The following is a 23,260-nucleotide window of genomic DNA, read 5'->3' as shown; positions in this document are numbered from 1 at the left end:
TTGAAAGTCCTTTCCCAGAACACCGCCTTCGGTGGCATGCAGGGCGTCTTTTCGCACGATTCGCAGGCCTGCAAGACCGAAATGACTTTCGCGGTCTATGTTCCGCCGCAGGCGATCTCAGCCCCCTGCCCGGTTCTCTGGTATCTCTCCGGCCTGACCTGCACCCATGCGAACGTCATGGAAAAAGGCGAGTATCGCCGCATGGCCGCCCAACTTGGCCTGATCATCGTCTGCCCCGATACCAGCCCGCGCGGCAACGATGTTCCCGACGAGCTGACCAACTGGCAGATGGGCAAGGGTGCCGGCTTCTATCTCGATGCGACCGAGGCGCCCTGGGCCGAAAACTACCAGATGTACACCTACGTCACGCAGGAGCTGCCCGCCTTCGTCGGCCAGCATTTTCGCGTCGACATGAGCCGCCAGGGCATCTTCGGGCATTCGATGGGCGGCCATGGCGCCATGACCATCGCGCTGAAGAACCCCGAACGCTTCAAGAGCTGCTCGGCCTTCGCGCCGATCGTCGCGCCCTCAACGGCTGACTGGTCAGTCGGCGCCTTTGAAAAATACCTTGGCGCCGACAAGGCCGCCTGGCGGCAATATGACGCCTGCGCGCTGGTGAAGGACGGCGCCCGGTTTCCGGAATTCCTGATCGACCAGGGCAAGGCCGACAATTTCCTCGAAAGCGGCTTGCGTCCCTGGCTGTTCGAGGAAGCGGTCAAGGGCACCGGCATAGACCTGACGCTGCGGATGCATGAACGCTACGACCATTCCTACTATTTCATTTCGTCCTTCATGGACGATCACCTGAAATGGCACGCCGAGCGGCTGGGCTGAACTTCGGTCGGAGACGTCGGAACAGCGTCGTGCACCACGGCGCGGTTCTTCTTCAGGATGCGGATTGGAAACGGGGCGCAGTGGCGGTCTCGACGACCCGTATGCTCGATTCGCTCTGGCCGTGATGGCCTTCCATGTCGACGACGACGTGCCAGTGGCCGGATTGCGGGATGGTCAGCCGGATGGGCGACTTGCGCGCCACGCCGCCGACGAACTGATGCTTCATGGCCTGCTTGTAGAGGGCGAAATTGTTGTCCGTCATCAGCCGGACATTGGCCACGGCCGTCAGCGTGATCTCTATCGTCACCCCGGCGCGTTGCTGCTTGAGGTCGTAGTGCGTGAAGCTGAACTTCAGTTTCGTCATTCGGTTCTCGTTGAAAAGCTCTGCATCGGAAGCCGTTATATTAGGTCTTGCGTGTTAAGGAATGGTTTTGCGCGGCCGTCTCAAAGCGGGACAGGCCGGTCCGAAATCGGCTTCCGCTCCTGCTGAGAGCGCATCCGGCGAGACTACGCCTTCCCTGTCCGGCCGGTTTCGGCTATGGCCTTTTCCATGACACATATCCTCCTCGTTGCCGCCGGTGGCGCTTTCGGTTCCGTGCTCCGCTACCTTGTCGGGCTCTGGGCACTGCGCAATTTCGGACCGGCCTTTCCTTGGGGGACGCTTGCGGTCAATGTTACGGGATCCTTCCTGATCGGCTTTCTGGCGGAAGTGATCGCACGAAAATTCGGCGCATCGGCGGAGATGCGGGTTTTCATGATCACCGGCATTCTCGGCGGCTATACGACCTTCTCGGCCTTCTCGCTTGACGCCATCGGCCTCCTCGAACGCGGCGAGCCGGTCACAGCAGCCATTTATGTCGGCGCCAGCGTGCTTCTTTCGGTAATCGCCGTGTTTGCCGGGCTGGCCCTTATGCGCGCAATGGTCTAAAGCGTCCGTCTCAGAGCGCCGCGCGTCCACAATGGACCGGCCTGCTCTGTCATATCAGTTTGCGCACGGATTTCCGGTCGGCACCCTTGTCGAGGCAGGCGCGATCGCAATTGGATGCAGGTAAGAACACGATCATGGCGGGCATTGAACACAGACAAGTGGAATCCGACGAAGCTGGCATGCGGCTCGACCGCTGGTTCAAGGTCCATTATCCCGGCCTTGGTTTCGGTCCCCTGCAGAAGCTTCTGCGCTCCGGCCAGGTCCGCGTCGATGGCGGCCGCGTCAAGTCGGATACGCGGATCCAGCCGGGCCAGGTCATCCGCGTCCCGCCGATGGATGTGGATGCCAAGACCAAGACTGGGCCGATCGCCGGCCGTGACCTGCGCCATGCCTCCGATCACGAACTCCTGTCGCGTATGCTGCTGCATGAAGATGCCAAGGTGATCGTTCTCAACAAGCCGCCGGGCATCGCCGTCCAGGGCGGCTCCGGCGTCAACCGCCATATTGACGAGATGCTGGAAGCCTGGACCAGTCCCAAGGGCGAGAAACCGCGCCTCGTGCATCGGCTCGACCGCGATACGTCCGGCGTACTGGTGATCGCCCGCACCCGCGGCGCGGCACAGAAGCTGACGGCAGCGTTCCGCGAGCGCGATACCAAGAAGACGTATTGGGCGCTGGTGAAGGGCGTGCCGCGCAAGCGCGAAGACAAGATCTCCACCTGGCTCGTCAAGGAACAGACGCCGGACGGAGACCGGATGCGTATTGCCAAGCACGGCGAGGAGGGCGCCGACCACGCCGTTTCTTACTACCGCATCGTCGAACAGGCCGGCCAGAACTTCGCCTGGCTCGAGATGGAGCCCTATACCGGGCGTACACATCAGCTGCGCGTACACGCCGCCCACATCGGCCATCCGATCCTGGGCGATCCGAAATATTTCGAGGCGGACATCAACTGGAATTTTCCGGGCGGCGTGCAGAACCGCCTGCACCTGCATGCGCGCCACATCGACATTCCGCACCCGGACGGCGGCCGGCTGAGAGTCAGCGCACCGATGCCGCAGCACATGATGCAGACCTGGAACTTGTTCGCTTTCGATCTCGAAAGCGCCGAGGAAGACGAAGACTGATGAAGCTCGTTCTTTTCGATTGCGACGGCACGCTCGTCGACAGCGCCGGCCTCATCCATGAGGTCATGGCGCGAACCTTCGAGGACTTCGGCCTTGCCCGCGTCTCCCTCGACGCCACCAAGGGCATCATCGGTCTGACGCTCGATATCGCCATCGCCCGGCTGATGCATCAGCCGCATGTGGACGATCGCGCGCTTGCCATGACGGCGCACTACAAGAAGATCTATGGTGGCGTCCGGGCCGAGATGGACTTTCGCGAGCCGCTTTTTCCGGGCATTGAAGCGCTCATCGCCACGCTTTCGGCACGCGATGCAGTTATCCTGGGTGCCGTTACGGGAAAGTCACGCCGCGGACTTGATCAGATCTGCGCAAGGCACGGTTATGAAAAGACATTCTTCGTTTCCAGAACCGCCGATGACTGCCCGTCGAAGCCACATCCGGCGATGGTGACGGAGTGCTGCTCGCAGGCCGGCATCGACCCGAAGGACACGATCGTGGTCGGCGACGCGATCTATGACATGCAGATGGCCAGGAGCGCCGGTGCTGCCGCGATCGGCGTTTCCTGGGGCTATGCCTCGGTTTGCGAACTCATCGAGGCCGGGGCGGACCACATAGCCCATGTTCCGATGGATATCCTGGACTGGATGGAGACCTATCATGGCTGATATTCGCGACGATCTGACAGGGGCGCTCAGCGATCCGGATCCCGTGCGCCGCGCGCAGATACAGATGCTGAAGCCGCTGCCCAAGCGATTCTACTCGACCGTCGGGATCGGCCCTGCCGAAGACGGCGGCTACGCCATTCTGCTTGACGGACGCACCGTCCGCACGCCGGCAAAGCAGCCGTTGACTGCGCCGACGGCCCGCGTCGCCGAACTGCTGGCGGCCGAATGGGATGCACAGAAGGAAGTGATCGACCCGGCGACAATGCCCGTCACTCGGCTTGCCAACACCGCAATCGACGGTGTCGCGAAGGATATTCGTGCCGTCTTCGAAGACATTCTGAATTTTGCCGGGACCGATCTCCTCTGCTACCGCGCCAGCGAGCCGGAAGGGCTCGTAGCGCGGCAGACCGAACGATGGGATCCGGTGATGTCCTGGGCCGCCGAAAAACTCGGCGCGCGCTTCATCCTCGCCGAAGGCGTGATGCATCAGACGCAGCCAAGCGCGGCGATCAACGCCTATGCCGACGCATTGCGCGCCCATGCGACGCCGCTCGGCCTTTCCTGCCTGCACACCATCACTACCCTCACCGGGTCCGCCCTGCTCGCCTTGGCTTTCGCCGAGAAACGGCTTTCCGCTGAAGAAGCATGGGCACTCGCCCATCTCGACGAGGACTGGCAGATCGAGCATTGGGGCACGGATGACGAAGCCTTCCAACGTCGCGAGAACCGCTGGCGGGACATGCAGGCGGCCACCGCGACGCTCGACGCGTTGCGCTGAAAATTGAACACCTCGGAATGGCCCCAAAAGACCGGGCTGCGCCCGTTTTGACGCAGCCCGCTCGCGCCTGCTTCAGGCCGTCAGCTTCAGCCCGGCGATGCCGGCGATAATCAACGAGATGCAGCCAAGGCGCATGGCGGTGGCCGGCTCTGCGAAAAGCACGATGCCGAGAATGACCGTTCCCACCATGCCGACACCTGTCCACACGGCGTAAGCCGTACCGAGCGGCAATGTCCGAACCGCAATACCGAGCAGAACGACGCTTGCCACCATGGAGGTCGCGGTCAAGACCGTCGGCGTGAGCCTGGTAAAGCCGTCGGTGTATTTGAGGCCGATCGCCCAGCCGATTTCGAGAAGTCCTGCGAGGAAAAGAATGATCCAGGCCACGATTTAACCCCGTTCAACGGAGCGAGGCCGTCCTCGCGGATGTTCGGTTATCAAACGATGGCTTGATCCCGTGCAGCCGTCTGCATTGGCAATCCATGCCATCCGGACCTGACGCTGGCAAGAGCCCGGCATGCATGGCTGGTGTGCCCTACTGGCCACGCTCCTTCCGGAGCTTTGCCCACCACTCGAGGCGTTTGCGGATATCGCGCTCGAAGCCGCGCTCGGGCGGATCGTAGAAAATCTTGCGGCCCATCTTCTCAGGGAAGTAGTCCTGCCCCGAAAACGCATCCGGTTCGTCGTGGTCGTAGCGATAGCCGTCGCCGTAGCCCTCGCCCTTCATCAACTTGGTCGGGGCATTGAGGATGTGCTTCGGCGGCAGCAGCGAGCCGTTCTCCTTGGCGGCGCGCATCGCTGACTTGTAAGCGGTATAAACGGCGTTCGACTTCGGCGCGGTGGCGAGATAGACGCAGGCCTGCGCCAGCGCCAGTTCGCCCTCCGGCGAGCCGAGATAGTCATAGGCATCCTTGGCGGCATTGCAGATCACCAGCGCCTGCGGATCGGCAAGGCCGATATCCTCGACCGCCATGCGCACCAGCCGCCGCCCGAGATAGAGAGGGTCCTCGCCGGCATCGAACATCCGGCAGAGATAATAGAGTGCCGCGTCAGGGTCCGAGCCGCGCACCGATTTATGCAGGGCGGAGATCAGATTGTAGTGGCCGTCCTGCCCCTTGTCGTAAACCGGCGCGCGCCGCTGGACGATCTCCTGCACGGCGTTGGCATCGAACACTTCATCCTTGCGCGCCGCCCGCCAGACCTCCTCGGCGAGCGTCAGCACCGCCCGGCCGTCGCCATCGGCCATGCGCACCAGGCTGGCGCGTGCATCGGCATCGAGCGGCAGGGGCTTTCCCTCCACCTGTTCGGCACGCGCCAAGAGTTCGGCAAGGCTCGCCTCGTCATGCGGTTTGAACGTCAGGACACGGGCGCGCGACAGAAGAGCGGCATTGAGCTCGAAGGACGGGTTTTCCGTCGTGGCGCCGACCAGAATGACCGTCCCGTCTTCCATGACGGGCAGGAAACTGTCCTGCTGGGCGCGGTTGAAGCGATGGATCTCATCGACGAAGAGCAGCGTCTGACGACCGGACATGCGGCGGGCGCGGGCCGATTCGAACACACGCTTCAAATCCGCAACGCCCGAGAAAATCGCCGATATCTGTTCAAACGCAAGCCCAGCTTCGCCCGACAGCAGCCGGGCAACCGTCGTCTTGCCCGTTCCTGGCGGCCCCCAGAAGATCATCGAGCCGAGCGAGCCGGACGCGATCATGCGCGCAAGAACACCGTCCTCGCCCGTCAGATGCTGCTGGCCGGTGACCTCGGCCAAGGTTTGCGGCCGCAACCGATCTGCCAGCGGTCGTTTTTCGCTCATGCCTGCCGGTTCGATCGGAGAAAACAGGTCGCTCATCGGAAGAACTGGCGAATACGCTGGCCGTCGCGTTCGATCTCGACGCGCCACAGCGACGGATCGTCCTTCGTGATGGCTTCGAGCGTGGCTGACTTGTCGATCGGCGTGCCATTGACGGCGAGGATGATGTCCTTTGGCTGGAAACCCACCCGGGCTGCCGGCGAGCCGCGATTGATCTGCGTGATCACGACGCCCTCAGACGATGCCGGCATGCGCAGTTCATCGGCAAGGCGCGGCGAAAGATTGCCAACGACGGCGCCGGCCAAGGGATTGCGCCCCTCGATCAGCCGCTCGTCGCGAGGCGATGTTTCCGGAGCCTCGGCAAGCGTCAAATCGATATCGTGGCTCTTGCCGCTGTCGATCACGGTGATCTTGGCATCATGGCCGATACCGACTGTGGTCAGCCGGTAGCCCAATGCATCCGGATGCTCGACGGGGATGCCATTGACCGCCACGATCACCTGCCCCGGCTTGATGCCCGCCTTTTCCGCCGGCCCGCCCTCGATCACCGAACTGACCAGCGCGCCCCTTGCCCTGTCGAGCCCGAGCGCATCGGCGACCTCCGACGTTACCGGCTCGAAGCTTGCGCCAATGAACGGGCGCGTGAAGCTGCCATTGCCCCCCTCGGCCGATGCCAGGAAGACCTTCACGAGATTGGCAGGGATGGCAAAGCCGACGCCGTTGGAGCCGCCGCCGCGCGAAAAGATCGCGGTGTTGATGCCGATGAGTTGGCCGTTCATGTTGATCAGGCCGCCGCCGGAATTGCCGGGATTGATCGCCGCGTCCGTCTGAATGAAGAAGCCGAAATCGCCCGAGACGACCTGGTTGCGGGCGAGCGCCGAGACGATGCCGCTGGTAACGGTCTGGCCGACGCCGAAGGGGTTGCCGATCGCCAGAACGAGATCGCCGACTTCGACAGCATCGGAATCACCAAGGGGAACGGTTTCAAAGGGGCCGTCCGACTTGATCTTCAGGACGGCCAGATCCAGCCGATCGTCCTTCAGCATGATCGTGCTCTCGAATTCCCGCCCGTCGGCAAGCGCCACCTTGATGTCGTCGGCGTCAGCGATCACGTGATTGTTGGTGACCACCAGGCCGTTCTTGCCGACGATGACGCCGGAGCCGAGCGACGACTGCTTTTCCGAGCGATTCGGCATCTGCTGGCCGAAGAACTGCTCGAAGAACGGATCATCGCCGAAGGGTGAGCGGCGCTCGACGGTCTTTTCGGCATAGACGTTGACCACTGCGTTCGCCGTCTGCTTGACCAGCGGCGCGAAGGACAGTTGCATTTCGGTGCGACTTTGCGGCAGCGCCTTCTGCGTATCGGCCTGCGCAACAACCGAGCCGGTCGTCATCCTTTCCACACCGTCGGAGGTGTCCGCACGAGGCACGATGAAATGCACGGCGCCGGCAAACAGAGCCAGCCCGGCCATGGTGGACAGGACAAGAGTACGGGGCGAACGGGTCATGCGGGGCATCCTGCCAAATCGATTGTCGGGAAAGACAGATAGGATGTCAGGGACAAAAAGCAAAGACGACCGGAGACAGAAAAACGGTCACCGATCCGCGCAACGCAAAACAGCCGGGCTTTCGGCCCGGCTGTCCCATCTTCCGATCAAACGGAAAGCTTATGCAGCGTCGGCAGCTTCTGCTTCGGCGGCAACGCGAGCGATGTCCTTGGCGCCCTTGGCCGAGGTGTCGCGGTCAACGAATTCGATGACGGCGAGAGCCGCGTTGTCGCCGTGGCGGAAGCCGGCCTTCATGATGCGCAGGTAACCGCCGTTGCGGGTGGCGTAGCGGGATGCGATGGCATCGAACAGCTTGCCCACGACAGCAACGTCGCGGATCTGCGAGATGGCCTGACGGCGGGCGTGCAGGTCACCGCGCTTGCCGAGCGTGACGAGCTTCTCGACGATCGGGCGGATTTCCTTTGCCTTCGGCAGGGTGGTGACGATCTGCTCATGTTCGATGAGCGATGCGGCCATGTTGGCGAACATTGCCTTGCGGTGGCTGGCGGTCATGCCCAGCTTGCGACCGGCCTTGCGATGACGCATTGGTTTTCTCCTTCAATGCAGGTTCCCCTTCTCTTATTGGGGCCTGCCGTTTCCTGGCACATACAGGCGCAATGCCTGCTGTTTGACGGGGAAAGGCAGAGGGTTAACCTGCCTTTTGTTTGCTCAATACTGGTCTTCGTAGCGCTTGGCGAGATCTTCGATGTTCTCGGGAGGCCACGCCGGCACTTCCATGCCGAGGTGCAGGCCCATGGAAGCGAGAACTTCCTTGATTTCGTTCAGCGACTTGCGACCAAAGTTCGGAGTGCGAAGCATTTCGGCCTCGGTCTTCTGAATGAGATCGCCGATATAAACGATGTTGTCGTTCTTCAGGCAGTTGGCCGAACGTACGGAAAGTTCCAGTTCGTCGACCTTCTTGAGGAGCGCCGGGTTGAACGCCAGTTCGGTAACGGCTTCTTCTTCGGCTTCCTTCTGCGGTTCGTCGAAGTTGACGAAGACGCCGAGCTGGTCCTGAAGGATGCGGGCCGCGAAAGCGACTGCATCTTCACCGGTGACGGAACCATCGGTTTCAATCTGCATGGACAGCTTGTCGTAGTCGAGAACCTGGCCTTCGCGGGTGTTTTCCACCTTGTAGGACACTTTCTTGACCGGCGAATACAGGCTGTCGACCGGGATGAGGCCGATCGGCGCATCTTCCGAACGGTTGCGATCGGCCGGCACGTAGCCCTTGCCGTTGTTGACGGTGAATTCCATGCGGATCTCGGCGCCCTCGTCGAGGGTGCAGATCACGTGGTTCGGGTTGAGGATTTCGATATCGCCAACCGTCTGGATGTCACCGGCGGTTACAACGCCCGGACCCTGCTTGCGCACGACCATGCGCTTGGAATCATCGCCGTCCATCTTGATGGCGATTTCCTTGATGTTGAGCACGATGTCCGTCACGTCTTCCCGAACGCCCGGGATCGAGGAGAATTCGTGCAGCACGCCGTCGATCTGCACTGCGGTTACCGCAGCGCCGCGAAGCGACGACAGAAGAACGCGGCGAAGCGCGTTGCCGAGCGTCAGGCCGAAGCCACGCTCCAGCGGCTCGGCAACAAGGCTAACCTTGGTGCGGCCGGAGGAGGAGAACTCCACCTTGTTCGGCTTGATCAGTTCCTGCCAGTTTTTCTGAATCATATGTCTTGCCTTCCGTTCGTTGCCACCATCCAATCGTGGCAACCGAGCCTTGAAGCGCCGGAGGAAGCATGGCCTCCACCGGCTTGATGAATGTCACTGATCAGACGCGGCGCTTCTTGCGCGGGCGGCAGCCGTTGTGCGGGATCGGGGTCACGTCACGGATCGAGGTGATCATGAAGCCGGCAGCCTGCAGAGCGCGCAGAGCCGATTCACGGCCGGAACCCGGACCGCAAACTTCGACTTCCAGCGTCTTCATGCCGTGTTCCTGGGCCTTCTTGGCCGCATCTTCAGCAGCCATCTGCGCTGCGAACGGGGTCGACTTGCGCGAGCCCTTGAAGCCCTTCGAACCAGCCGACGACCAGGCGATCGCATTGCCCTGTGCGTCGGTGATGGTGATCATCGTGTTGTTGAACGACGAGTTGACGTGCGCAACGCCCGTGGAAATGTTTTTACGCTCGCGACGGCGAACGCGTGTGGCTTCCTTGGCCATGGTATACCTTTCGTTGATCTCTGCACCGCCGTAACACCAGCGGCTCCACCGGACAGAGGAACACCCCCGCCCTGAATTTCACTATGCGCGAACGGAGAGCCCGAACCGCGCGGCGATATCGTCACTGCCGTAATTCCAGCAGCTCCACCGGAGGCCGCATTAAGCGCCCTTCCGAAACCACAAAAGAGGCCGGCGCCGGGCGCCAGCCTCTGCACTTCCCCTTTCAGGGAAATTACTTCTTCTTACCTGCGATCGCCTTTGCCGGGCCCTTGCGGGTGCGGGCATTGGTGTGCGTACGCTGACCGCGAACCGGCAGCGAGCGACGATGACGCAGGCCGCGATAGCAGCCGAGGTCCATCAGGCGCTTGATGTTCATCGAGGTCTCGCGACGCAGATCGCCTTCGACCTGATAGTCGCGGTCGATGGTTTCGCGGATCTGAAGAACTTCAGCATCCGTCAGCTGATGCACGCGACGTTCGGCCGGGATACCGACCTTCTCGACGATTTCCTGTGCGAATTTCGGACCGATCCCGTGAATGTAACGGAGCGCGATTACCACGCGCTTTGCCGTCGGGATGTTGACGCCAGCGATACGAGCCACGCCTGTTCTCCTTGCTTCCAGTTGCCATCCGGCAATAGGTGCTTCGTTATGCAGCCTTAAAAAAGACCGACTGTTAAAGTGGTGTTCGGAACACGTCAAAAGAATCGCGCCCGGACTTCGTTGTTTTGAAATCCGCGCCGATCCCTTGCATGCAGCGAGTTAGCGCGGTCTTTGAAGGAATCGGCTGAAAAAGTCAACTCCCCGCCCGTCCTTTTTCAAGAAAGGGCCTTTTTAGGCGTCGGCCGAAGCCGTTGCCAGTATCCTGTTGATTTCCGATGTCACCGTTTCAACCGATGCCATCCCGTCAACCGTCTTGAGCTCGCCCGTTGCCGCATAGTGCTCAGACAGCGGCGCCGTCTTTTCACGATATTCGACGAGGCGCTTCTTGAACGCTTCCGGGTTGTCGTCGGAGCGAACCTTGCCGCCAGCGGCGAGTGTTTCTGCTACGCGATTCTCCATGCGCCGCACAAGGGCGCCTTCATCGACCTTGAGCTCGATTACGGCATCGAGGCGGAGCCCCTTGCCTTCGAGCATCTTGCCGAGCGCGACCGCCTGCGGAACGGTTCGCGGATAACCGTCGAGGATGAAGCCGTGCGCACAATCCGGCGCGTCGATGCGATTCGAAACGATTTCATTGACGATCTCGTCCGAAACAAGCTGGCCGGCATCCATGACAGCCTTGGCGCGCTTGCCGACGTCGCTCTGCTCGGCGACGGCGGCACGCAGCATGTCGCCTGTGGAAAGCTGAGGAATACCGTACTTCTCGGTCAGAAGCTTGGCCTGAGTACCCTTGCCGGCACCTGGCGGTCCCAAAAATATCAGTCTCATCGGCCCCTCTTTCCTCCACGCAGCTTTGATTTCTTGATCAGCCCCTCATACTGCTGAGCAATCAGGTGACCCTGTACCTGTGCTACAGTATCAAGGGTCACGCTGACAACAATCAAAAGCGACGTACCACCAAGGTAGAACGGCACACCGGTCTGCGCGATCATGACTTCGGGCAGAATGCAGACGAACATCAGGTAAATGGCGCCAAGCACGGTGATGCGCGTAAGGACGTAGTCGATGTATTCGGCGGTGCGTTCACCCGGACGGATGCCGAGAATGAAGCCGCCGTGCTTCTTCAGATTGTCGGCCGTGTCCTTCGGATTGAAGACGATCGCCGTGTAGAAGAAGGCGAAGAACGCGATCATGCCGCCGTACAGTACCATGTAGAGCGGCTGGCCGTGGCCAAGCGCGGCAACGACCGTTGTTGCCCAGGACGGCAGAGAGGCGGTGTTCGCGAAACCTGCAAGCGTTGCGGGCAGCAGCAGCAGCGACGAGGCAAAGATCGCCGGGATGACGCCGGAGGTATTGAGCTTCAGCGGCAGGTGCGACGTATCGCCCTGGAACATCTTGTTGCCGACCTGGCGCTTCGGATACTGGATCAAAAGCCGGCGCTGCGCGCGCTCGACGAAGACGATCAGCGCGATCACAGCGACGACCATGACGATGATGGCGAGAATGAGCGGCGTCGACAGCGCGCCCGTGCGGCCGAGTTCGAGCGTTCCGGCAAGAGCCGTCGGAAGATGGGCGACGATGCCGGCGAAGATGATCAGCGAGATGCCGTTGCCGATGCCGCGCGAAGTGATCTGCTCGCCGAGCCACATCAAAAACATCGTGCCGCCGAGCAGCGAGATGACCGTGGAGACCTTGAAGAACCAACCCGGATCGACGACCAGGCCGTTGCCGCTCTCGAGGCCGACTGCGATGCCATAGGCCTGCAGCGTACCGAGCAGCACGGTACCGTAGCGGGTATACTGGTTGATGACCTTGCGGCCCTGCTCGCCTTCCTTCTTCAACTGCTCGAGCGAAGGAACCACGGAGGTCATAAGCTGAACGATGATGGAGGCGGAAATATAGGGCATGATGCCGAGAGCGAAGATCGCCATACGCTCGACGGCGCCGCCGGAAAACATGTTGAAAAGGCCAAGGATGCCGCCGCTCTGCCCCTGGAAGGCCTGCGCAAAGGCTTCCGGATTGAGGCCGGGAAGCGGGATATAGGTGCCGAGACGGTAAACCAGAAGGGCGCCGAGGGTAAACCAGAGGCGCTTTTTCAGATCTTCCGCCTTGGCGAACGTCGAAAAATTGAGATTAGAGGCAAGTTGTTCCGCTGCCGAGGCCATGCATTTCTCCGCGTAACCATCTCCGGCGGCGGGAGCCCGGCCAACTGCGGCGATGGTCAATCCGTTGGCATTATCTTTCTAAGAGGCGCTGGTGCCTTTGAGAAAGACAATGCTAGAAGTTTGGTGCCACCCTGCCCTGCAGGACAAAGCGACGGAGGGAGCCTAAACCGGTTGAAACGCGGATTGTCAAGCAATCTTGGCCTCACCGTGGCTTTTCTTCCAGAAACCGGCGCGACATTGGTATCCGTCTCCGGCGTGAGGCTCACATATGGGAGCAAAATCGCCCGGTGTGAAGCACACCGGGCGATCAAACAGCAAATTATTCGGCAGCGCCCGAAAGCAGCTTGATCGAGCCGCCGGCCTTTTCGACCTTTTCGATCGCAGGCTTGGAAGCACCGGCAACTTCGAGCGAAAGCTTCGCCTTCAGTTCACCGTCGGCCAGAACGCGGATGCCGTCCTTGGCGCGGCGGATGACGCCGGCAGCCTTGAGGGCAGCAGCATCGACGGTCTTCGAGGCGTCGAGCTTCTTGGCGTCGATTGCGGTCTGGATACGGCCGAGCGATACGACAACGAAGTCCGAACGGAAGACGTTGTTGAAGCCACGCTTCGGCAGACGGCGGTAGATTGGCATCTGGCCGCCTTCGAAGCCGTTGATGGCGACGCCCGAACGAGCCTTCTGACCCTTGACACCGCGGCCGGCAGTCTTGCCGGAGCCCGAGCCGATACCGCGGCCGAGGCGCTTGCGGTTCTTGGTCGAGCCTTCGTTGTCCTTGATTTCATTCAGTTTCATGATGGTATCCCCCTCACTTCTCGTCGACGACGCGAACGAGGTGCTGGACGGCCCGGATCATGCCACGAACGGAAGGCGTATCTTCCAGCGTGCTGACCCGATGCATCTTGTTGAGACCGAGACCGATCAGCGTCGCGCGCTGTACGGCAGGCCGGCGAATGGGGCTACCGGTCTGAACGACCGTAACCGTCTTCTTTGCAACTTCTTTCTTGGCCATTGTTCAGACTCCCTTATTCTTCGGAAGCGACGCCGGCGGACGCACGACGGGCCTGGAGCGTGGCGTATTTCAGGCCGCGCTGTGCGGCGACGTCCTTCGGATGCGCCTGGTTCTTCAGGGCATCGAACGTCGCGCGAATCATGTTGTACGGGTTCGACGAACCGGTCGACTTTGCAACGACGTCGTGCATCCCGAGCGTTTCGAAAACGGCGCGCATCGGACCACCGGCAATGATACCGGTACCCGGCTTGGCGGAGCGCAGCAGAACCTTGCCGGCGCCGTGACGGCCGTGAACGTCGTGATGAAGCGTGCGGCCCGAGCGCAGCGGAACGAAGATCAGTTCGCGCTTGGCGGCTTCGGTTGCCTTGCGGATGGCTTCCGGCACTTCGCGTGCCTTGCCATGACCGAAGCCAACGCGGCCCTTCTGGTCGCCGACGACGACGAGAGCAGCAAAGCCGAAACGACGGCCGCCCTTCACCACCTTGGCGACGCGGTTGATTGCTACGAGCTTGTCAACGAATTCGCTGTCGCGCTCCTCGCGGTTCTGGCGATCTTCGCGAGAACCTCTTTTTTCTTGTGCCATTGTCCTTGTCCTTTTTCTTTTCCGGGTGCAATCGGCAGATTGACAAAAGTCGCTTCGGTTTCTGTAAACCGAAGCGACGGGGTATTATCCGTGCAATCTCTTCAAGTCCAGACGGTAACGCCTGGAAAATTGCATCAGAAGTTCAGGCCGCCTTCGCGAGCTGCCTCGGCGAGCGCCTTGACGCGGCCGTGATAGATGTAGGCGCCACGATCAAAGACGACGTCCTTGATGCCGGCCTTCGAGGCGCGCTCCGCCAGGAGCTTGCCGACGGCAGCCGCGGCTGCCGTGTCAGCGCCCGTCTTCAACGACGAACGCAGATCCGTGTCGAGCGTGGAGGCAGACGCAACGGTCTTGCCTGCAACGTCATCGATAACCTGTGCGTAGATGTTCTTCGACGAGCGATGAACCGACAGGCGCAGGCGGCCATTGGCGACTGCCTTGATTTGACGGCGCACGCGGCTGGCGCGGCGCACAAGTGTATCTTTCCTTGTAGCCATTTCGCGTGATCCTTACTTCTTCTTGCCTTCTTTGCGGACAATCCGCTCGCCGGCATACTTGACGCCCTTGCCCTTGTAGGGCTCGGGGCCACGATATTCGCGGATTTCCGCGGCAACCTGGCCGACCTGCTGCTTGTTGATGCCGGTGACGACGATTTCCGTCGGCTTCGGCACAGCAATCGTGATGCCTTCCGGCGTCTTGTAGATCACGTCGTGGCTGAAGCCGAGCGCCAGCTGCAGGTTCTTGCCCTGCATGGACGCACGATAGCCGACGCCGTTGATTTCGAGCTTGCGCTCGTAGCCGTCCTTGACGCCCTTGAAGATGTTTTCGATCATCGTGCGGGACATGCCCCACTTCGAACGAGCATCCTTGGACTGGTCAACCGGGGTCACCGACACCGCATTGTTGTCTTCCAGCTTCACGACGACTTCGTCGTTAGCAACGAAGAAGAGTTCACCTTTCGGGCCCTTTGCAGTCACCGTCTGGCCATTAACCGTGGCCGTGACACCTGCAGGAACCGGAACGGGCTTTTTACCGATACGAGACATATTTCAAACCTGTCTGTCCGTTATGGAGATCACTGCTGCCGTATTAGAATACGGAGCAGAGAACCTCGCCACCAACGTTCTGTTCGCGTGCCTGATGATCGGCCATCACACCCTTCGGAGTCGAAAGGATGGTGATGCCGAGACCGTTCGCGACCTGCGGAATGGACTTGACCGAGACATAAACCCGGCGGCCCGGCTTGGATACGCGGCCGATCTCACGGATCACCGACGCACCTTCGTAGTATTTCAATTCGATGTTGATCTCGGACTTGCCGTTACCAAATTCGACTTCGGAGTATCCGCGGATGTAGCCTTCAGCCTGAAGGACATCCAGAACGCGTGCGCGCAGCTTGGAAGCCGGAGTGGAAACACTCGACTTGCGGCGTGCAGCACCGTTGCGGATACGGGTGAGCATATCGCCCAGCGGATCTGTCATTGCCATGTGCCCGTCTCCTTACCAGCTCGACTTAACAATGCCCGGCACCTTGCCGAAATTGCCAAGTTCACGAAGCGCAATACGCGACATCTTGAGTTTGCGATAATATGCGCGCGGACGACCGGTGACTTCGCAACGGTTGCGAACGCGGGTCTTGGATCCGTCGCGCGGGAGGCTCGCCAACTTCAGGGTCGCCTTGAAGCGATCTTCGATCGGAAGAGACTGGTTCATGATGATTGCCTTCAGGGCTGCCCGCTTGGAGGCATCCTGGGCAACCGACTTACGGCGGCGATTGTTCTTTTCAATTGCGCTCGTCTTCGCCATTCAACTTAATCCTTCTGCTTGTCGTTACGGCTTACTGGCGAAACGGGAAGTTGAACTCTGTGAGCAGAGCGCGCGCTTCGTCGTCGTTCGTTGCCGTCGTGCAAACGATGATGTCCATGCCCCACATCTGATCAACCTTGTCGTAGTTGATCTCAGGGAACACAATGTGCTCCTTGATACCCATGGCGAAGTTGCCACGGCCATCGAAGGACTTCGGATTCAGGCCGCGGAAGTCGCGAACACGCGGAAGCGCGATGTTCACCAGGCGGTCCAGGAATTCGTACATGCGAGCGCCGCGAAGGGTAACCTTGGCGCCGATCGGCATGCCTTCGCGCAGCTTGAAGCCGGCGATGGAGTTGCGGGCACGGGTGATGACCGGTTTCTGGCCGGCGATCGCTGCGAGGTCTGCCGCAGCAACCGAAGGCTTCTTCGAGTCGCCCGTCGATTCACCAACACCCATGTTGATGACGATCTTGTCGAGGCGCGGGATCTGCATGACGTTTGTGTAGGAGAACTTCTCCTGCATCGCCTTGCTGATGCGCTCAACATATTCCGTCTTCAGACGGGGCTCATACTTCTTGGTGTCAGCCATCGATCACTTCTCCCGAACGCTTGGCCACACGGACCTTCTTGCCTTCGACAACCTTGAAGCCGACGCGGGTCGGCTTGCCATCCTTGTCGGCAACAGCAATGTTGGACAGGTGGATCGAAGCTTCCTTGTTGATGATGCCGGCTTCCTGGCTCTGGGTCTGGCGCTGGTGACGCTTCACCATGTTAATGCCACGCACAACAGCCCGGTCTTCCTTAGGCAGCACCTGGAGAACCTCTCCGGAGCGCCCCTTGTCCTTGCCGGTCAAAACGACGACCTTGTCGCCCTTGCGAATCTTTTGCATCTCAATCGCTCCTTACAGTACTTCTGGAGCCAGCGAGATGATCTTCATGTGGTTCTTGGCGCGGAGTTCGCGCGGAACCGGTCCGAAGATACGGGTGCCGATCGGCTCTTTCTTGTTGTCGATAAGAACAGCTGCGTTGTTATCGAACCGGATGACGCTGCCATCCGGACGACGGATGTCCTTGGCGGTACGAACGACAACCGCCTTCATCACATCACCCTTCTTGACGCGGCCGCGCGGGATCGCTTCCTTGATCGAAACGACGATAATGTCGCCGACCGAAGCGTATTTGCGCTTGGAGCCGCCCAGCACCTTGATGCACATGACACGACGTGCGCCGGAATTATCCGCCACGTCGAGGTTTGTTTGCATCTGAATCATGTCAGGTCGCCTTCTTGTTGTTACCGGACCGGTTGGGCAACTGCCCCCTTCTCCGGCTTATGAAAACTTTGTTCCGCAGCGCCGCGCGCCGAACGGGCACGCAGTGACGCTACAGCACTTTGAATAGCTGCACGTTTCGTCTTCGAATCGATTCCGAATGAGGGAATCGTACAGTCGCGCGGGATGGATCGTTGCCAGGGTGGTTTCCCAGACGGGACCTTCCGTGCGCTCAAAGCAAAAGAACGCTCGACACCGGAGCGTTCTGACGCTGCTTCATACAGATTTTTACGCCCGGCGCAAGAGCCAGGCGCAAATCAATCGGAATTAGGCCTGAACGGAAACGACCGTCCAGGTCTTGTCCTTCGAAATCGGCGCGCATTCCTCGATGGAAACGACATCGCCGACCTTATACTGGTTGTTCTCGTCATGCGCCTTGTACTTCTTCGACCGGCGAACGGTCTTCTGGAAGATTGGGTGCGCAAAGCGACGCTCGACGCGGACCACTACGGTCTTGTCGTTCTTGTCGCTGACGACTGTGCCCTGCAGAATGCGTTTTGGCATATTCTTCGGTCCTTAAGCCTTGGCTTCTGCCGCCTTCTGGCGGGCAATGGTTTTCACGCGCGCAATATCCTTGCGGACTTCATTGATGCGCGACGATTTTTCGAGCTGGCCGGTGGCCTTCTGGAAGCGCAGGTTGAACTGCTCTTTCTTCAGCTTGGCAAGCTCTTCGTTGAGCTGGTCGGCGCTCAGAGCGCGAACGTCGTTGGCTTTCATGGGCTTTACTCCTTACTCTGCAATGCGCTGTACGAAGCGCGTCTTGACAGAGAGTTTCGCAGCACCAAGGCGAAGCGCCTCGCGGGCGAGTTCTTCGCTGACGCCGTCGATTTCGAACATCATTCGGCCGGGCTTGACCTTGCAAGCCCAGTATTCGACCGAACCCTTACCTTTACCCATGCGGACTTCGGTCGGCTTTGCCGTCACCGGTACGTCTGGGAATACGCGGATCCACACGCGGCCGGCACGCTTCATGTGACGGGTGATCGCGCGGCGGGCCGCTTCGATCTCGCGCGCGTTAACGCGGTTCGGCTCCTGAGACTTCAGGCCGAATTCACCGAAAGCAAGGTCGGAACCGCCCTTGGCAACGCCCTTGATGCGTCCCTTGAACTGCTTGCGGTACTTAGTACGCTTTGGCTGCAACATTTTTTTACTTCTCCGATATTAGCTGCCAGGAACGACTGTTACGCGTTTTCGCGACGGCGGCTGCTGCTGCTCGGGCCTTGTGCATCACTCTCGGACGCGCGACGCTCGGACGCCATCGGATCGTGCTCGAGGATTTCGCCCTTGAAGATCCAGACCTTGATGCCGCAGATACCAAAAGCGGTCGAGGCTTCGGCTACACCGTAGTCGATGTCGGCGCGAAGCGTGTGCAACGGCACGCGGCCTTCGCGGTACCATTCGGTACGGGCGATTTCTGCACCGCCGAGGCGGCCGGCGCAGGTGATCTTGATGCCTTCGGCGCCAAGACGCATGGCCGACTGAACAGCGCGCTTCATCGCACGGCGGAAAGCAACGCGGCGTTCCAGCTGCTGGGCGATCGACTGGGCAACGAGCGTCGAGTCAACTTCCGGCTTGCGAACTTCAACGATGTTGAGGTGCGTTTCGGAGTTGGTCATCTCGGAAAGCTTCTTGCGGAGCTTTTCGATGTCTGCGCCCTTCTTGCCGATGATCAGGCCCGGACGAGCCGAGTGGATCGTGACGCGGCACTTCTTGTGCGGACGCTCGATGACGACCTTGGCGATACCGGCCTGCTTCAGTTCTTCCATCAGGTAAGCGCGAATCTTCAGGTCTTCATGAAGAAGCTGACCGTATTCGGCGTTGTCTGCGAACCAGCGGCTGTCCCAGGTGCGGTTGATGCCGAGGCGGAAGCCGACTGGATTGATCTTCTGACCCATTATGCGGCCTCCCCTTTGGCTTCGACTTCGCGAACAACGATCGTCAGATGCGCGAAGGGCTTTTCGATACGCGATGCACGGCCACGGCCACGAGCGTGGAAACGCTTCATGACAATGGACTTGCCGACGTAAGCTTCGGCGACGATCAGGCTATCGACGTCGAGATCGTGGTTGTTCTCTGCGTTTGCGATCGCCGACTCGAGGGTCTTCTTGACCGTGTCCGAGATGCGCTTGCGCGAGAATTCCAGTTCGGCCAGAGCCCGGTCGACCTTCTTGCCGCGGATCATCGCCGCAACCAGGTTGAGCTTCTGGGGGCTGACGCGGATCGTGCGCGCAATTGCCTGCGCCTCATTATCCTTCAGCCGGCGTTCGGCTTTTGCCTTGCCCATAATTACTTCCTCTTTGCCTTCTTGTCCGCACCGTGACCATAATAGGTCCGGGTCGGAGAGAATTCACCGAACTTGTGACCGACCATGTCTTCGGACACGGAAACCGGCACATGCTTGCTGCCATTGTAGACGCCGAAGGTCAGACCGACGAACTGCGGCAAGATCGTGGAGCGACGGCTCCACATCTTGATCACTTCGTTACGACCGCCTTCACGAACCTTCTCAGCCTTCTTGAGAAGATAGCCGTCAACAAACGGACCTTTCCATACTGAACGAGCCATTGGAGACTTCCTCTCTTACTTCTTACGCTGATGACGCGAGCGCATGATGAACTTGTCGGTCGACTTGTTCGAACGCGTGCGCTTGCCCTTGGTGGGCTTGCCCCACGGGGAGACCGGATGACGGCCACCCGAGGTACGGCCTTCACCACCGCCGTGCGGATGATCAACAGGGTTCATGACGACGCCGCGAACGTGCGGACGCTTGCCGCGCCACACCGAACGGCCGGCCTTGCCGTCGTTGATGTTGCCGTGATCGGGGTTCGACACAGCGCCGACCGTTGCAAGGCACGAGCCGTGTACCAGGCGCTGTTCGCCGGAGTTGAGGCGAAGGATCGCCATACCCTGGTCGCGACCGACGAGCTGGACGTAGGCGCCAGCCGAACGGGCGATCTGGCCGCCCTTGCCCGGCTTCATCTCGACGTTGTGAACGATCGAACCAACGGGCATAAACTGAAGCGGCATGGTGTTGCCCGGCTTCACGTCAACCTGCTTTTCCGAAGCGATCACCTTGTCGCCGGCAGCAAGACGCTGCGGAGCAAGGATGTAGGCCTGCTCGCCATCGGCATAGTTGATCAGCGCGATGAAGGCGGTGCGGTTCGGGTCGTATTCGATGCGCTCGACCGTGCCCTCGACGTCGAACTTGCGACGCTTGAAGTCGATCAGACGGTAGGTCCGCTTGTGACCGCCGCCCTGAAAGCGCACCGTGATGCGACCGGTGTTGTTACGACCGCCCTTGGAGGACAGGCCTTCGGTCAGCGCCTTGACAGGCTTGCCCTTCCAGAGGCCGGACCGGTCGACGATGACCAGCTGACGCTGGCTCGGGGTCGTCGGATTGAAACTTTTCAATGCCATTGTTCTATTCCTCAGAGTCCGGTGGAGACGTCGATGGTCTGACCGTCAGCAAGTGTGACGATCGCCTTCTTGACGTCCTTCTGCCGGCCGGCGAAGCCGCGGAAACGCTTCAGCTTGCCCTTGCGGAGCAGCGTGTTCACAGCCGTGACCTTGACGCCGAACAGTGCTTCGACGGCAGCCTTGATTTCCGGCTTCGACGCACCCTTGGCGACGTTGAAGATGATCTGGTTCTGTTCAGAAACCAGCGTCGACTTTTCGGTGATCGAAGGAGAAACGATCACATCATAGTGGCGAAGGTCAGTCATTTGAACCGCTCCTCGAGAGCTTCAACTGCAGCCTTGGACAAGACGAGCTTGCCGCGGCGCAGAATATCGTAAACATTGATGCCCTGGACCGGCAGAACGTCCACATTCGGGATGTTCTGGGCTGCGAGCTTGAAGTTGCTGTCGAGTTCGACGCCACCGATGAACAGTGCATTGGTCAGGCCGAGCGTCGCGAATGCGCCAGTCAGCGTCTTCGTCTTGGCTTCGGCGGCAACCAGGTTGTCGACGATGATCAGCTCTTCAGCGCGAAGCTTGGCCGACAGCGCATGCCGCAGGCCGAGAGCGCGAACCTTCTTCGGCAGGTCATGAGCGTGGCTGCGAACAACCGGGCCATGAGCCTTACCACCGCCGCGGAACTGCGGAGCGCGCGCCGAATGGTGACGAGCACGGCCCGTACCCTTCTGCTTGAACATCTTGGCGCCGGTGCGCGAAACTTCCGCGCGGCCCTTGGCCTTGTGCGTGCCCTGCTGCTTCTTGGCGAGCTGCCAGCGAACGACGCGGGCAATGATATCTTCACGAGGCTCGAGACCGAAGATCGCGTCGGACAGGGAGACCTGGCCGGCTTCTTTTCCCTCGAGGGTGGTGACTTTGAGATCCATGATCTGGCCCCCTTACTTGGCTGCGCGCACGGCGGCCGGACGCGGAGCGTCAGCCGGGGTGCCGGACTTGATGGCGTCGCGAACGACGATCCATGCGCCCTTGGAGCCGGGTACGGCGCCCTTGACGAGGATCAGACCGCGGTCTTCATCGGTGGAGACCACTTCCAGATTCTGGGTGGTGATGCGCGTCTGGCCCATGTGACCAGCCATGCGCTTGCCCTTCCAGACGCGGCCCGGATCCTGGTTGGAACCCGTCGAACCATGCGAGCGGTGTGATACGGACACGCCGTGCGTTGCACGCAGACCGCCGAAGTTATGACGCTTCATCGCACCGGCAAAACCCTTACCGGCAGATGTACCGGTAACGTCGACAAGCTGGCCCGCGACGAAGTGGCTTGCGGTCAGTTCGGCGCCGATGTCGATCAGATTGTCCGACGAGACGCGAAATTCAACGACCTTGGCCTTCGGCTCGACGCTTGCGGCAGCAAACTGGCCGCGCAGCGCCTTGTTGGTATTCTTGACCTTGGACTGGCCGGCACCCAGCTGAACTGCGGTGTAGCCATTCTTGTCTTCCGTGCGATGGGCAACTACCTGGCAGTTCTCCATCCGCAATACTGTTACCGGGATATGCTCCCCGGCGTCGTTGTAGACGCGGGTCATTCCCACTTTCTGTGCAATCACACCTGAACGCATTGGTTCATTCCTCTTGAGAGTTAGTGACGGAGAAACTCCCTCACATCTCTGGTTTAAGGTCTCCCTTTTTCATCCGATCCAAAATGGATCATCCGATCAAAGGGTCGCCCGTTTTTGGAAGCCGTTGGACAAAAGTCCACGTACCTTCCTTGTTTTTAAAGCTTGATTTCCACATCCACGCCGGCAGCCAGATCGAGCTTCATCAGCGCGTCAACGGTTTGCGGGGTAGGATCGACGATATCGAGGAGACGCTTGTGGGTGCGCATCTCGAACTGTTCACGGCTCTTCTTGTCCACGTGGGGCGAGCGGTTGACCGTAAATTTCTCAATCCGCGTCGGAAGCGGCACCGGACCACGAACCGAAGCGCCTGTGCGCTTGGCCGTCGAAACGATTTCCCGCGTGGAGGCATCAAGAATCCGGTGATCAAACGCCTTGAGGCGGATACGGATATTCTGGCCGTTCATTCGAGTTATCCTTGTTGTTAAGCGGACGCCCCAGGTGAGGCAGTTCGTTATTCGTTTCCGGGTGCTGATGCTTCAAAGAGCACAAAGAGCAAATCGCTCTCTGTCCGATTCTGCAATTCGACCCGCCACATATACGGAATCGGCGTCCGACACAATGACCGAACGCCTACGGAAGCACGATTTTTCGCGCTTCCGTCAATTCGAGAGGCATACGATTTTATTCGCATGCTTCGACCAACAAATGATCGAGGAAGCGGCGCCTATGGCGCGCCGCTTCCAACCGAGTTTATTACTCGACGATGGATGCGACGATGCCGGCGCCGACGGTGCGGCCGCCTTCGCGGATGGCGAAGCGCAGCTTTTCTTCCATCGCGATCGGCACGATCAGCTCGACGTCAACCGTGACGTTGTCGCC

36 protein-coding genes and 1 pseudogene are annotated in these 23,260 nt (G+C 60.2%); 5 read left to right on the top strand and 32 right to left on the bottom strand.

Going from position 1 to position 23,260, the window contains the following annotated elements:
• A complete protein-coding gene (gene fghA, locus JNB71_RS00185) occupies positions 1-834 on the top strand; it encodes an S-formylglutathione hydrolase (RefSeq protein WP_220369868.1) in 834 nt (277 codons plus the stop codon).
• Between the two features lie 52 nt (positions 835-886).
• On the opposite strand, the gene JNB71_RS00180 is transcribed toward fghA, so the two are convergent.
• Positions 887-1,198, bottom strand: a complete 312-nt coding sequence (locus JNB71_RS00180) for a DUF1883 domain-containing protein (protein ID WP_220369867.1) — start codon at positions 1,196-1,198, stop codon at positions 887-889.
• A 186-nt stretch (positions 1,199-1,384) separates the two neighbouring features.
• On the opposite strand from JNB71_RS00180, the gene crcB reads away from it, so the two are divergent.
• The 4 genes from crcB (at position 1,385) to JNB71_RS00160 (ending at position 4,332) form a co-directional block, all read left to right on the top strand.
• Positions 1,385-1,762 carry a fluoride efflux transporter CrcB gene (gene crcB / locus JNB71_RS00175; RefSeq protein WP_220369866.1) on the top strand — a complete coding sequence of 126 codons (378 nt, stop codon included), beginning with the start codon at positions 1,385-1,387 and terminating at the stop codon, positions 1,760-1,762.
• Between the two features lie 134 nt (positions 1,763-1,896).
• A complete protein-coding gene (locus JNB71_RS00170; protein WP_220369865.1) occupies positions 1,897-2,889 on the top strand; it encodes an RluA family pseudouridine synthase in 993 nt (330 codons plus the stop codon).
• On the top strand, positions 2,889-3,554 hold the full coding sequence (locus JNB71_RS00165) for an HAD-IA family hydrolase (protein ID WP_220369864.1): 666 nt from the start codon (positions 2,889-2,891) through the stop codon (positions 3,552-3,554). Before JNB71_RS00170 ends, JNB71_RS00165 begins: the two co-directional genes overlap by 1 nt.
• A complete protein-coding gene (locus JNB71_RS00160) occupies positions 3,547-4,332 on the top strand; it encodes an ATP12 family chaperone protein (RefSeq protein ID WP_220369863.1) in 786 nt (261 codons plus the stop codon). Before JNB71_RS00165 ends, JNB71_RS00160 begins: the two co-directional genes overlap by 8 nt.
• 72 nt (positions 4,333-4,404) lie before the next feature.
• Here JNB71_RS00160 and sugE read toward each other — a convergent pair whose 3' ends face one another.
• The 31 genes and pseudogenes from sugE to tuf all read right to left on the bottom strand — a co-directional run.
• Positions 4,405-4,719 carry a quaternary ammonium compound efflux SMR transporter SugE gene (gene sugE / locus JNB71_RS00155; RefSeq protein WP_220369862.1) on the bottom strand — a complete coding sequence of 105 codons (315 nt, stop codon included), beginning with the start codon at positions 4,717-4,719 and terminating at the stop codon, positions 4,405-4,407.
• 148 nt (positions 4,720-4,867) lie between these two features.
• Positions 4,868-6,178 carry a replication-associated recombination protein A gene (locus tag JNB71_RS00150; RefSeq protein ID WP_220369861.1) on the bottom strand — a complete coding sequence of 437 codons (1,311 nt, stop codon included), beginning with the start codon at positions 6,176-6,178 and terminating at the stop codon, positions 4,868-4,870.
• Positions 6,175-7,533, bottom strand: coding sequence for a DegQ family serine endoprotease (locus tag JNB71_RS00145; protein WP_223215760.1), 1,359 nt, complete (start codon positions 7,531-7,533; stop codon positions 6,175-6,177). Before JNB71_RS00145 ends, JNB71_RS00150 begins: the two co-directional genes overlap by 4 nt.
• A gap of 273 nt (positions 7,534-7,806) precedes the next feature.
• Complete coding sequence (rplQ, locus tag JNB71_RS00140; RefSeq protein WP_220369859.1) at positions 7,807-8,232, bottom strand: 50S ribosomal protein L17; 426 nt, start codon at positions 8,230-8,232, stop codon at positions 7,807-7,809.
• A gap of 123 nt (positions 8,233-8,355) precedes the next feature.
• Entirely contained in the window at positions 8,356-9,366 is a 1,011-nt protein-coding gene (locus JNB71_RS00135; protein ID WP_018328262.1) for a DNA-directed RNA polymerase subunit alpha, read from the bottom strand.
• 100 nt (positions 9,367-9,466) lie between these two features.
• Positions 9,467-9,856 (bottom strand): 30S ribosomal protein S11, encoded by a 390-nt coding sequence (rpsK, locus tag JNB71_RS00130; RefSeq protein WP_018328263.1) that lies wholly within the window; start codon positions 9,854-9,856, stop codon positions 9,467-9,469.
• Positions 9,857-10,088: 232 nt separating this feature from the next.
• Positions 10,089-10,457 (bottom strand): 30S ribosomal protein S13, encoded by a 369-nt coding sequence (gene rpsM / locus JNB71_RS00125; protein ID WP_220369858.1) that lies wholly within the window; start codon positions 10,455-10,457, stop codon positions 10,089-10,091.
• 231 nt (positions 10,458-10,688) lie between these two features.
• Positions 10,689-11,285 (bottom strand): adenylate kinase, encoded by a 597-nt coding sequence (locus JNB71_RS00120; RefSeq protein ID WP_220369857.1) that lies wholly within the window; start codon positions 11,283-11,285, stop codon positions 10,689-10,691.
• Positions 11,282-12,622 (bottom strand): preprotein translocase subunit SecY, encoded by a 1,341-nt coding sequence (gene secY, locus JNB71_RS00115; protein ID WP_018328266.1) that lies wholly within the window; start codon positions 12,620-12,622, stop codon positions 11,282-11,284. The genes JNB71_RS00120 and secY overlap by 4 nt, the downstream gene beginning before the upstream one ends.
• Before the next feature lie 319 nt (positions 12,623-12,941).
• On the bottom strand, positions 12,942-13,412 hold the full coding sequence (gene rplO / locus JNB71_RS00110) for a 50S ribosomal protein L15 (RefSeq protein WP_220369856.1): 471 nt from the start codon (positions 13,410-13,412) through the stop codon (positions 12,942-12,944).
• Between the two features lie 13 nt (positions 13,413-13,425).
• Positions 13,426-13,629: a 50S ribosomal protein L30 gene (rpmD, locus tag JNB71_RS00105; RefSeq protein WP_220369855.1), complete on the bottom strand. Its 204-nt coding sequence runs from the start codon at positions 13,627-13,629 to the stop codon at positions 13,426-13,428.
• Positions 13,630-13,642: 13 nt separating this feature from the next.
• Positions 13,643-14,212 carry a 30S ribosomal protein S5 gene (gene rpsE / locus JNB71_RS00100; RefSeq protein WP_018328269.1) on the bottom strand — a complete coding sequence of 190 codons (570 nt, stop codon included), beginning with the start codon at positions 14,210-14,212 and terminating at the stop codon, positions 13,643-13,645.
• A gap of 134 nt (positions 14,213-14,346) precedes the next feature.
• Positions 14,347-14,709, bottom strand: a complete 363-nt coding sequence (rplR, locus tag JNB71_RS00095; protein WP_220369854.1) for a 50S ribosomal protein L18 — start codon at positions 14,707-14,709, stop codon at positions 14,347-14,349.
• A 12-nt stretch (positions 14,710-14,721) separates the two neighbouring features.
• Complete coding sequence (gene rplF / locus JNB71_RS00090; protein ID WP_220369853.1) at positions 14,722-15,258, bottom strand: 50S ribosomal protein L6; 537 nt, start codon at positions 15,256-15,258, stop codon at positions 14,722-14,724.
• 43 nt (positions 15,259-15,301) lie between these two features.
• The gene (gene rpsH, locus JNB71_RS00085) at positions 15,302-15,700 is read right to left on the bottom strand and encodes a 30S ribosomal protein S8 (protein WP_018328272.1); all 399 of its coding nucleotides are present in this window, start codon (positions 15,698-15,700) and stop codon (positions 15,302-15,304) included.
• Between the two features lie 12 nt (positions 15,701-15,712).
• Positions 15,713-16,018, bottom strand: coding sequence for a 30S ribosomal protein S14 (gene rpsN / locus JNB71_RS00080; protein WP_018328273.1), 306 nt, complete (start codon positions 16,016-16,018; stop codon positions 15,713-15,715).
• Between the two features lie 31 nt (positions 16,019-16,049).
• A complete protein-coding gene (gene rplE, locus JNB71_RS00075; RefSeq protein ID WP_220369852.1) occupies positions 16,050-16,610 on the bottom strand; it encodes a 50S ribosomal protein L5 in 561 nt (186 codons plus the stop codon).
• Positions 16,603-16,911 (bottom strand): 50S ribosomal protein L24, encoded by a 309-nt coding sequence (rplX, locus tag JNB71_RS00070; protein WP_220369851.1) that lies wholly within the window; start codon positions 16,909-16,911, stop codon positions 16,603-16,605. Before rplX ends, rplE begins: the two co-directional genes overlap by 8 nt.
• A gap of 12 nt (positions 16,912-16,923) precedes the next feature.
• Complete coding sequence (gene rplN, locus JNB71_RS00065; RefSeq protein WP_018328276.1) at positions 16,924-17,292, bottom strand: 50S ribosomal protein L14; 369 nt, start codon at positions 17,290-17,292, stop codon at positions 16,924-16,926.
• 324 nt (positions 17,293-17,616) lie between these two features.
• Positions 17,617-17,853 carry a 30S ribosomal protein S17 gene (gene rpsQ, locus JNB71_RS00060; protein WP_018328277.1) on the bottom strand — a complete coding sequence of 79 codons (237 nt, stop codon included), beginning with the start codon at positions 17,851-17,853 and terminating at the stop codon, positions 17,617-17,619.
• A gap of 12 nt (positions 17,854-17,865) precedes the next feature.
• On the bottom strand, positions 17,866-18,066 hold the full coding sequence (rpmC, locus tag JNB71_RS00055; RefSeq protein WP_037133572.1) for a 50S ribosomal protein L29: 201 nt from the start codon (positions 18,064-18,066) through the stop codon (positions 17,866-17,868).
• Between the two features lie 12 nt (positions 18,067-18,078).
• The gene (gene rplP / locus JNB71_RS00050) at positions 18,079-18,492 is read right to left on the bottom strand and encodes a 50S ribosomal protein L16 (RefSeq protein ID WP_018239489.1); all 414 of its coding nucleotides are present in this window, start codon (positions 18,490-18,492) and stop codon (positions 18,079-18,081) included.
• A 38-nt stretch (positions 18,493-18,530) separates the two neighbouring features.
• Positions 18,531-19,244: a 30S ribosomal protein S3 gene (rpsC, locus tag JNB71_RS00045; protein WP_220369850.1), complete on the bottom strand. Its 714-nt coding sequence runs from the start codon at positions 19,242-19,244 to the stop codon at positions 18,531-18,533.
• Positions 19,244-19,633, bottom strand: coding sequence for a 50S ribosomal protein L22 (gene rplV, locus JNB71_RS00040; protein ID WP_018328280.1), 390 nt, complete (start codon positions 19,631-19,633; stop codon positions 19,244-19,246). The genes rpsC and rplV overlap by 1 nt, the downstream gene beginning before the upstream one ends.
• A gap of 2 nt (positions 19,634-19,635) precedes the next feature.
• On the bottom strand, positions 19,636-19,914 hold the full coding sequence (gene rpsS / locus JNB71_RS00035) for a 30S ribosomal protein S19 (RefSeq protein WP_018328281.1): 279 nt from the start codon (positions 19,912-19,914) through the stop codon (positions 19,636-19,638).
• A gap of 15 nt (positions 19,915-19,929) precedes the next feature.
• A complete protein-coding gene (rplB, locus tag JNB71_RS00030) occupies positions 19,930-20,766 on the bottom strand; it encodes a 50S ribosomal protein L2 (protein WP_220369849.1) in 837 nt (278 codons plus the stop codon).
• Between the two features lie 11 nt (positions 20,767-20,777).
• Positions 20,778-21,071 (bottom strand): 50S ribosomal protein L23, encoded by a 294-nt coding sequence (locus JNB71_RS00025; RefSeq protein ID WP_018328283.1) that lies wholly within the window; start codon positions 21,069-21,071, stop codon positions 20,778-20,780.
• Complete coding sequence (rplD, locus tag JNB71_RS00020; RefSeq protein WP_018328284.1) at positions 21,068-21,688, bottom strand: 50S ribosomal protein L4; 621 nt, start codon at positions 21,686-21,688, stop codon at positions 21,068-21,070. The genes JNB71_RS00025 and rplD overlap by 4 nt, the downstream gene beginning before the upstream one ends.
• Before the next feature lie 12 nt (positions 21,689-21,700).
• Positions 21,701-22,381, bottom strand: a complete 681-nt coding sequence (gene rplC, locus JNB71_RS00015) for a 50S ribosomal protein L3 (RefSeq protein ID WP_220369848.1) — start codon at positions 22,379-22,381, stop codon at positions 21,701-21,703.
• A 155-nt stretch (positions 22,382-22,536) separates the two neighbouring features.
• Positions 22,537-22,845: a 30S ribosomal protein S10 gene (rpsJ, locus tag JNB71_RS00010; RefSeq protein WP_003507767.1), complete on the bottom strand. Its 309-nt coding sequence runs from the start codon at positions 22,843-22,845 to the stop codon at positions 22,537-22,539.
• Between the two features lie 289 nt (positions 22,846-23,134).
• Positions 23,135-23,260: pseudogene (gene tuf, locus JNB71_RS00005) on the bottom strand (elongation factor Tu); the annotation flags it as partial.

It is taken from the genome of Rhizobium herbae (genome assembly GCF_019511375.1).
Classification (GTDB): domain Bacteria; phylum Pseudomonadota; class Alphaproteobacteria; order Rhizobiales; family Rhizobiaceae; genus Pararhizobium; species Pararhizobium herbae_A.
This window is presented reverse-complemented; position numbering and strand designations above follow the sequence as displayed.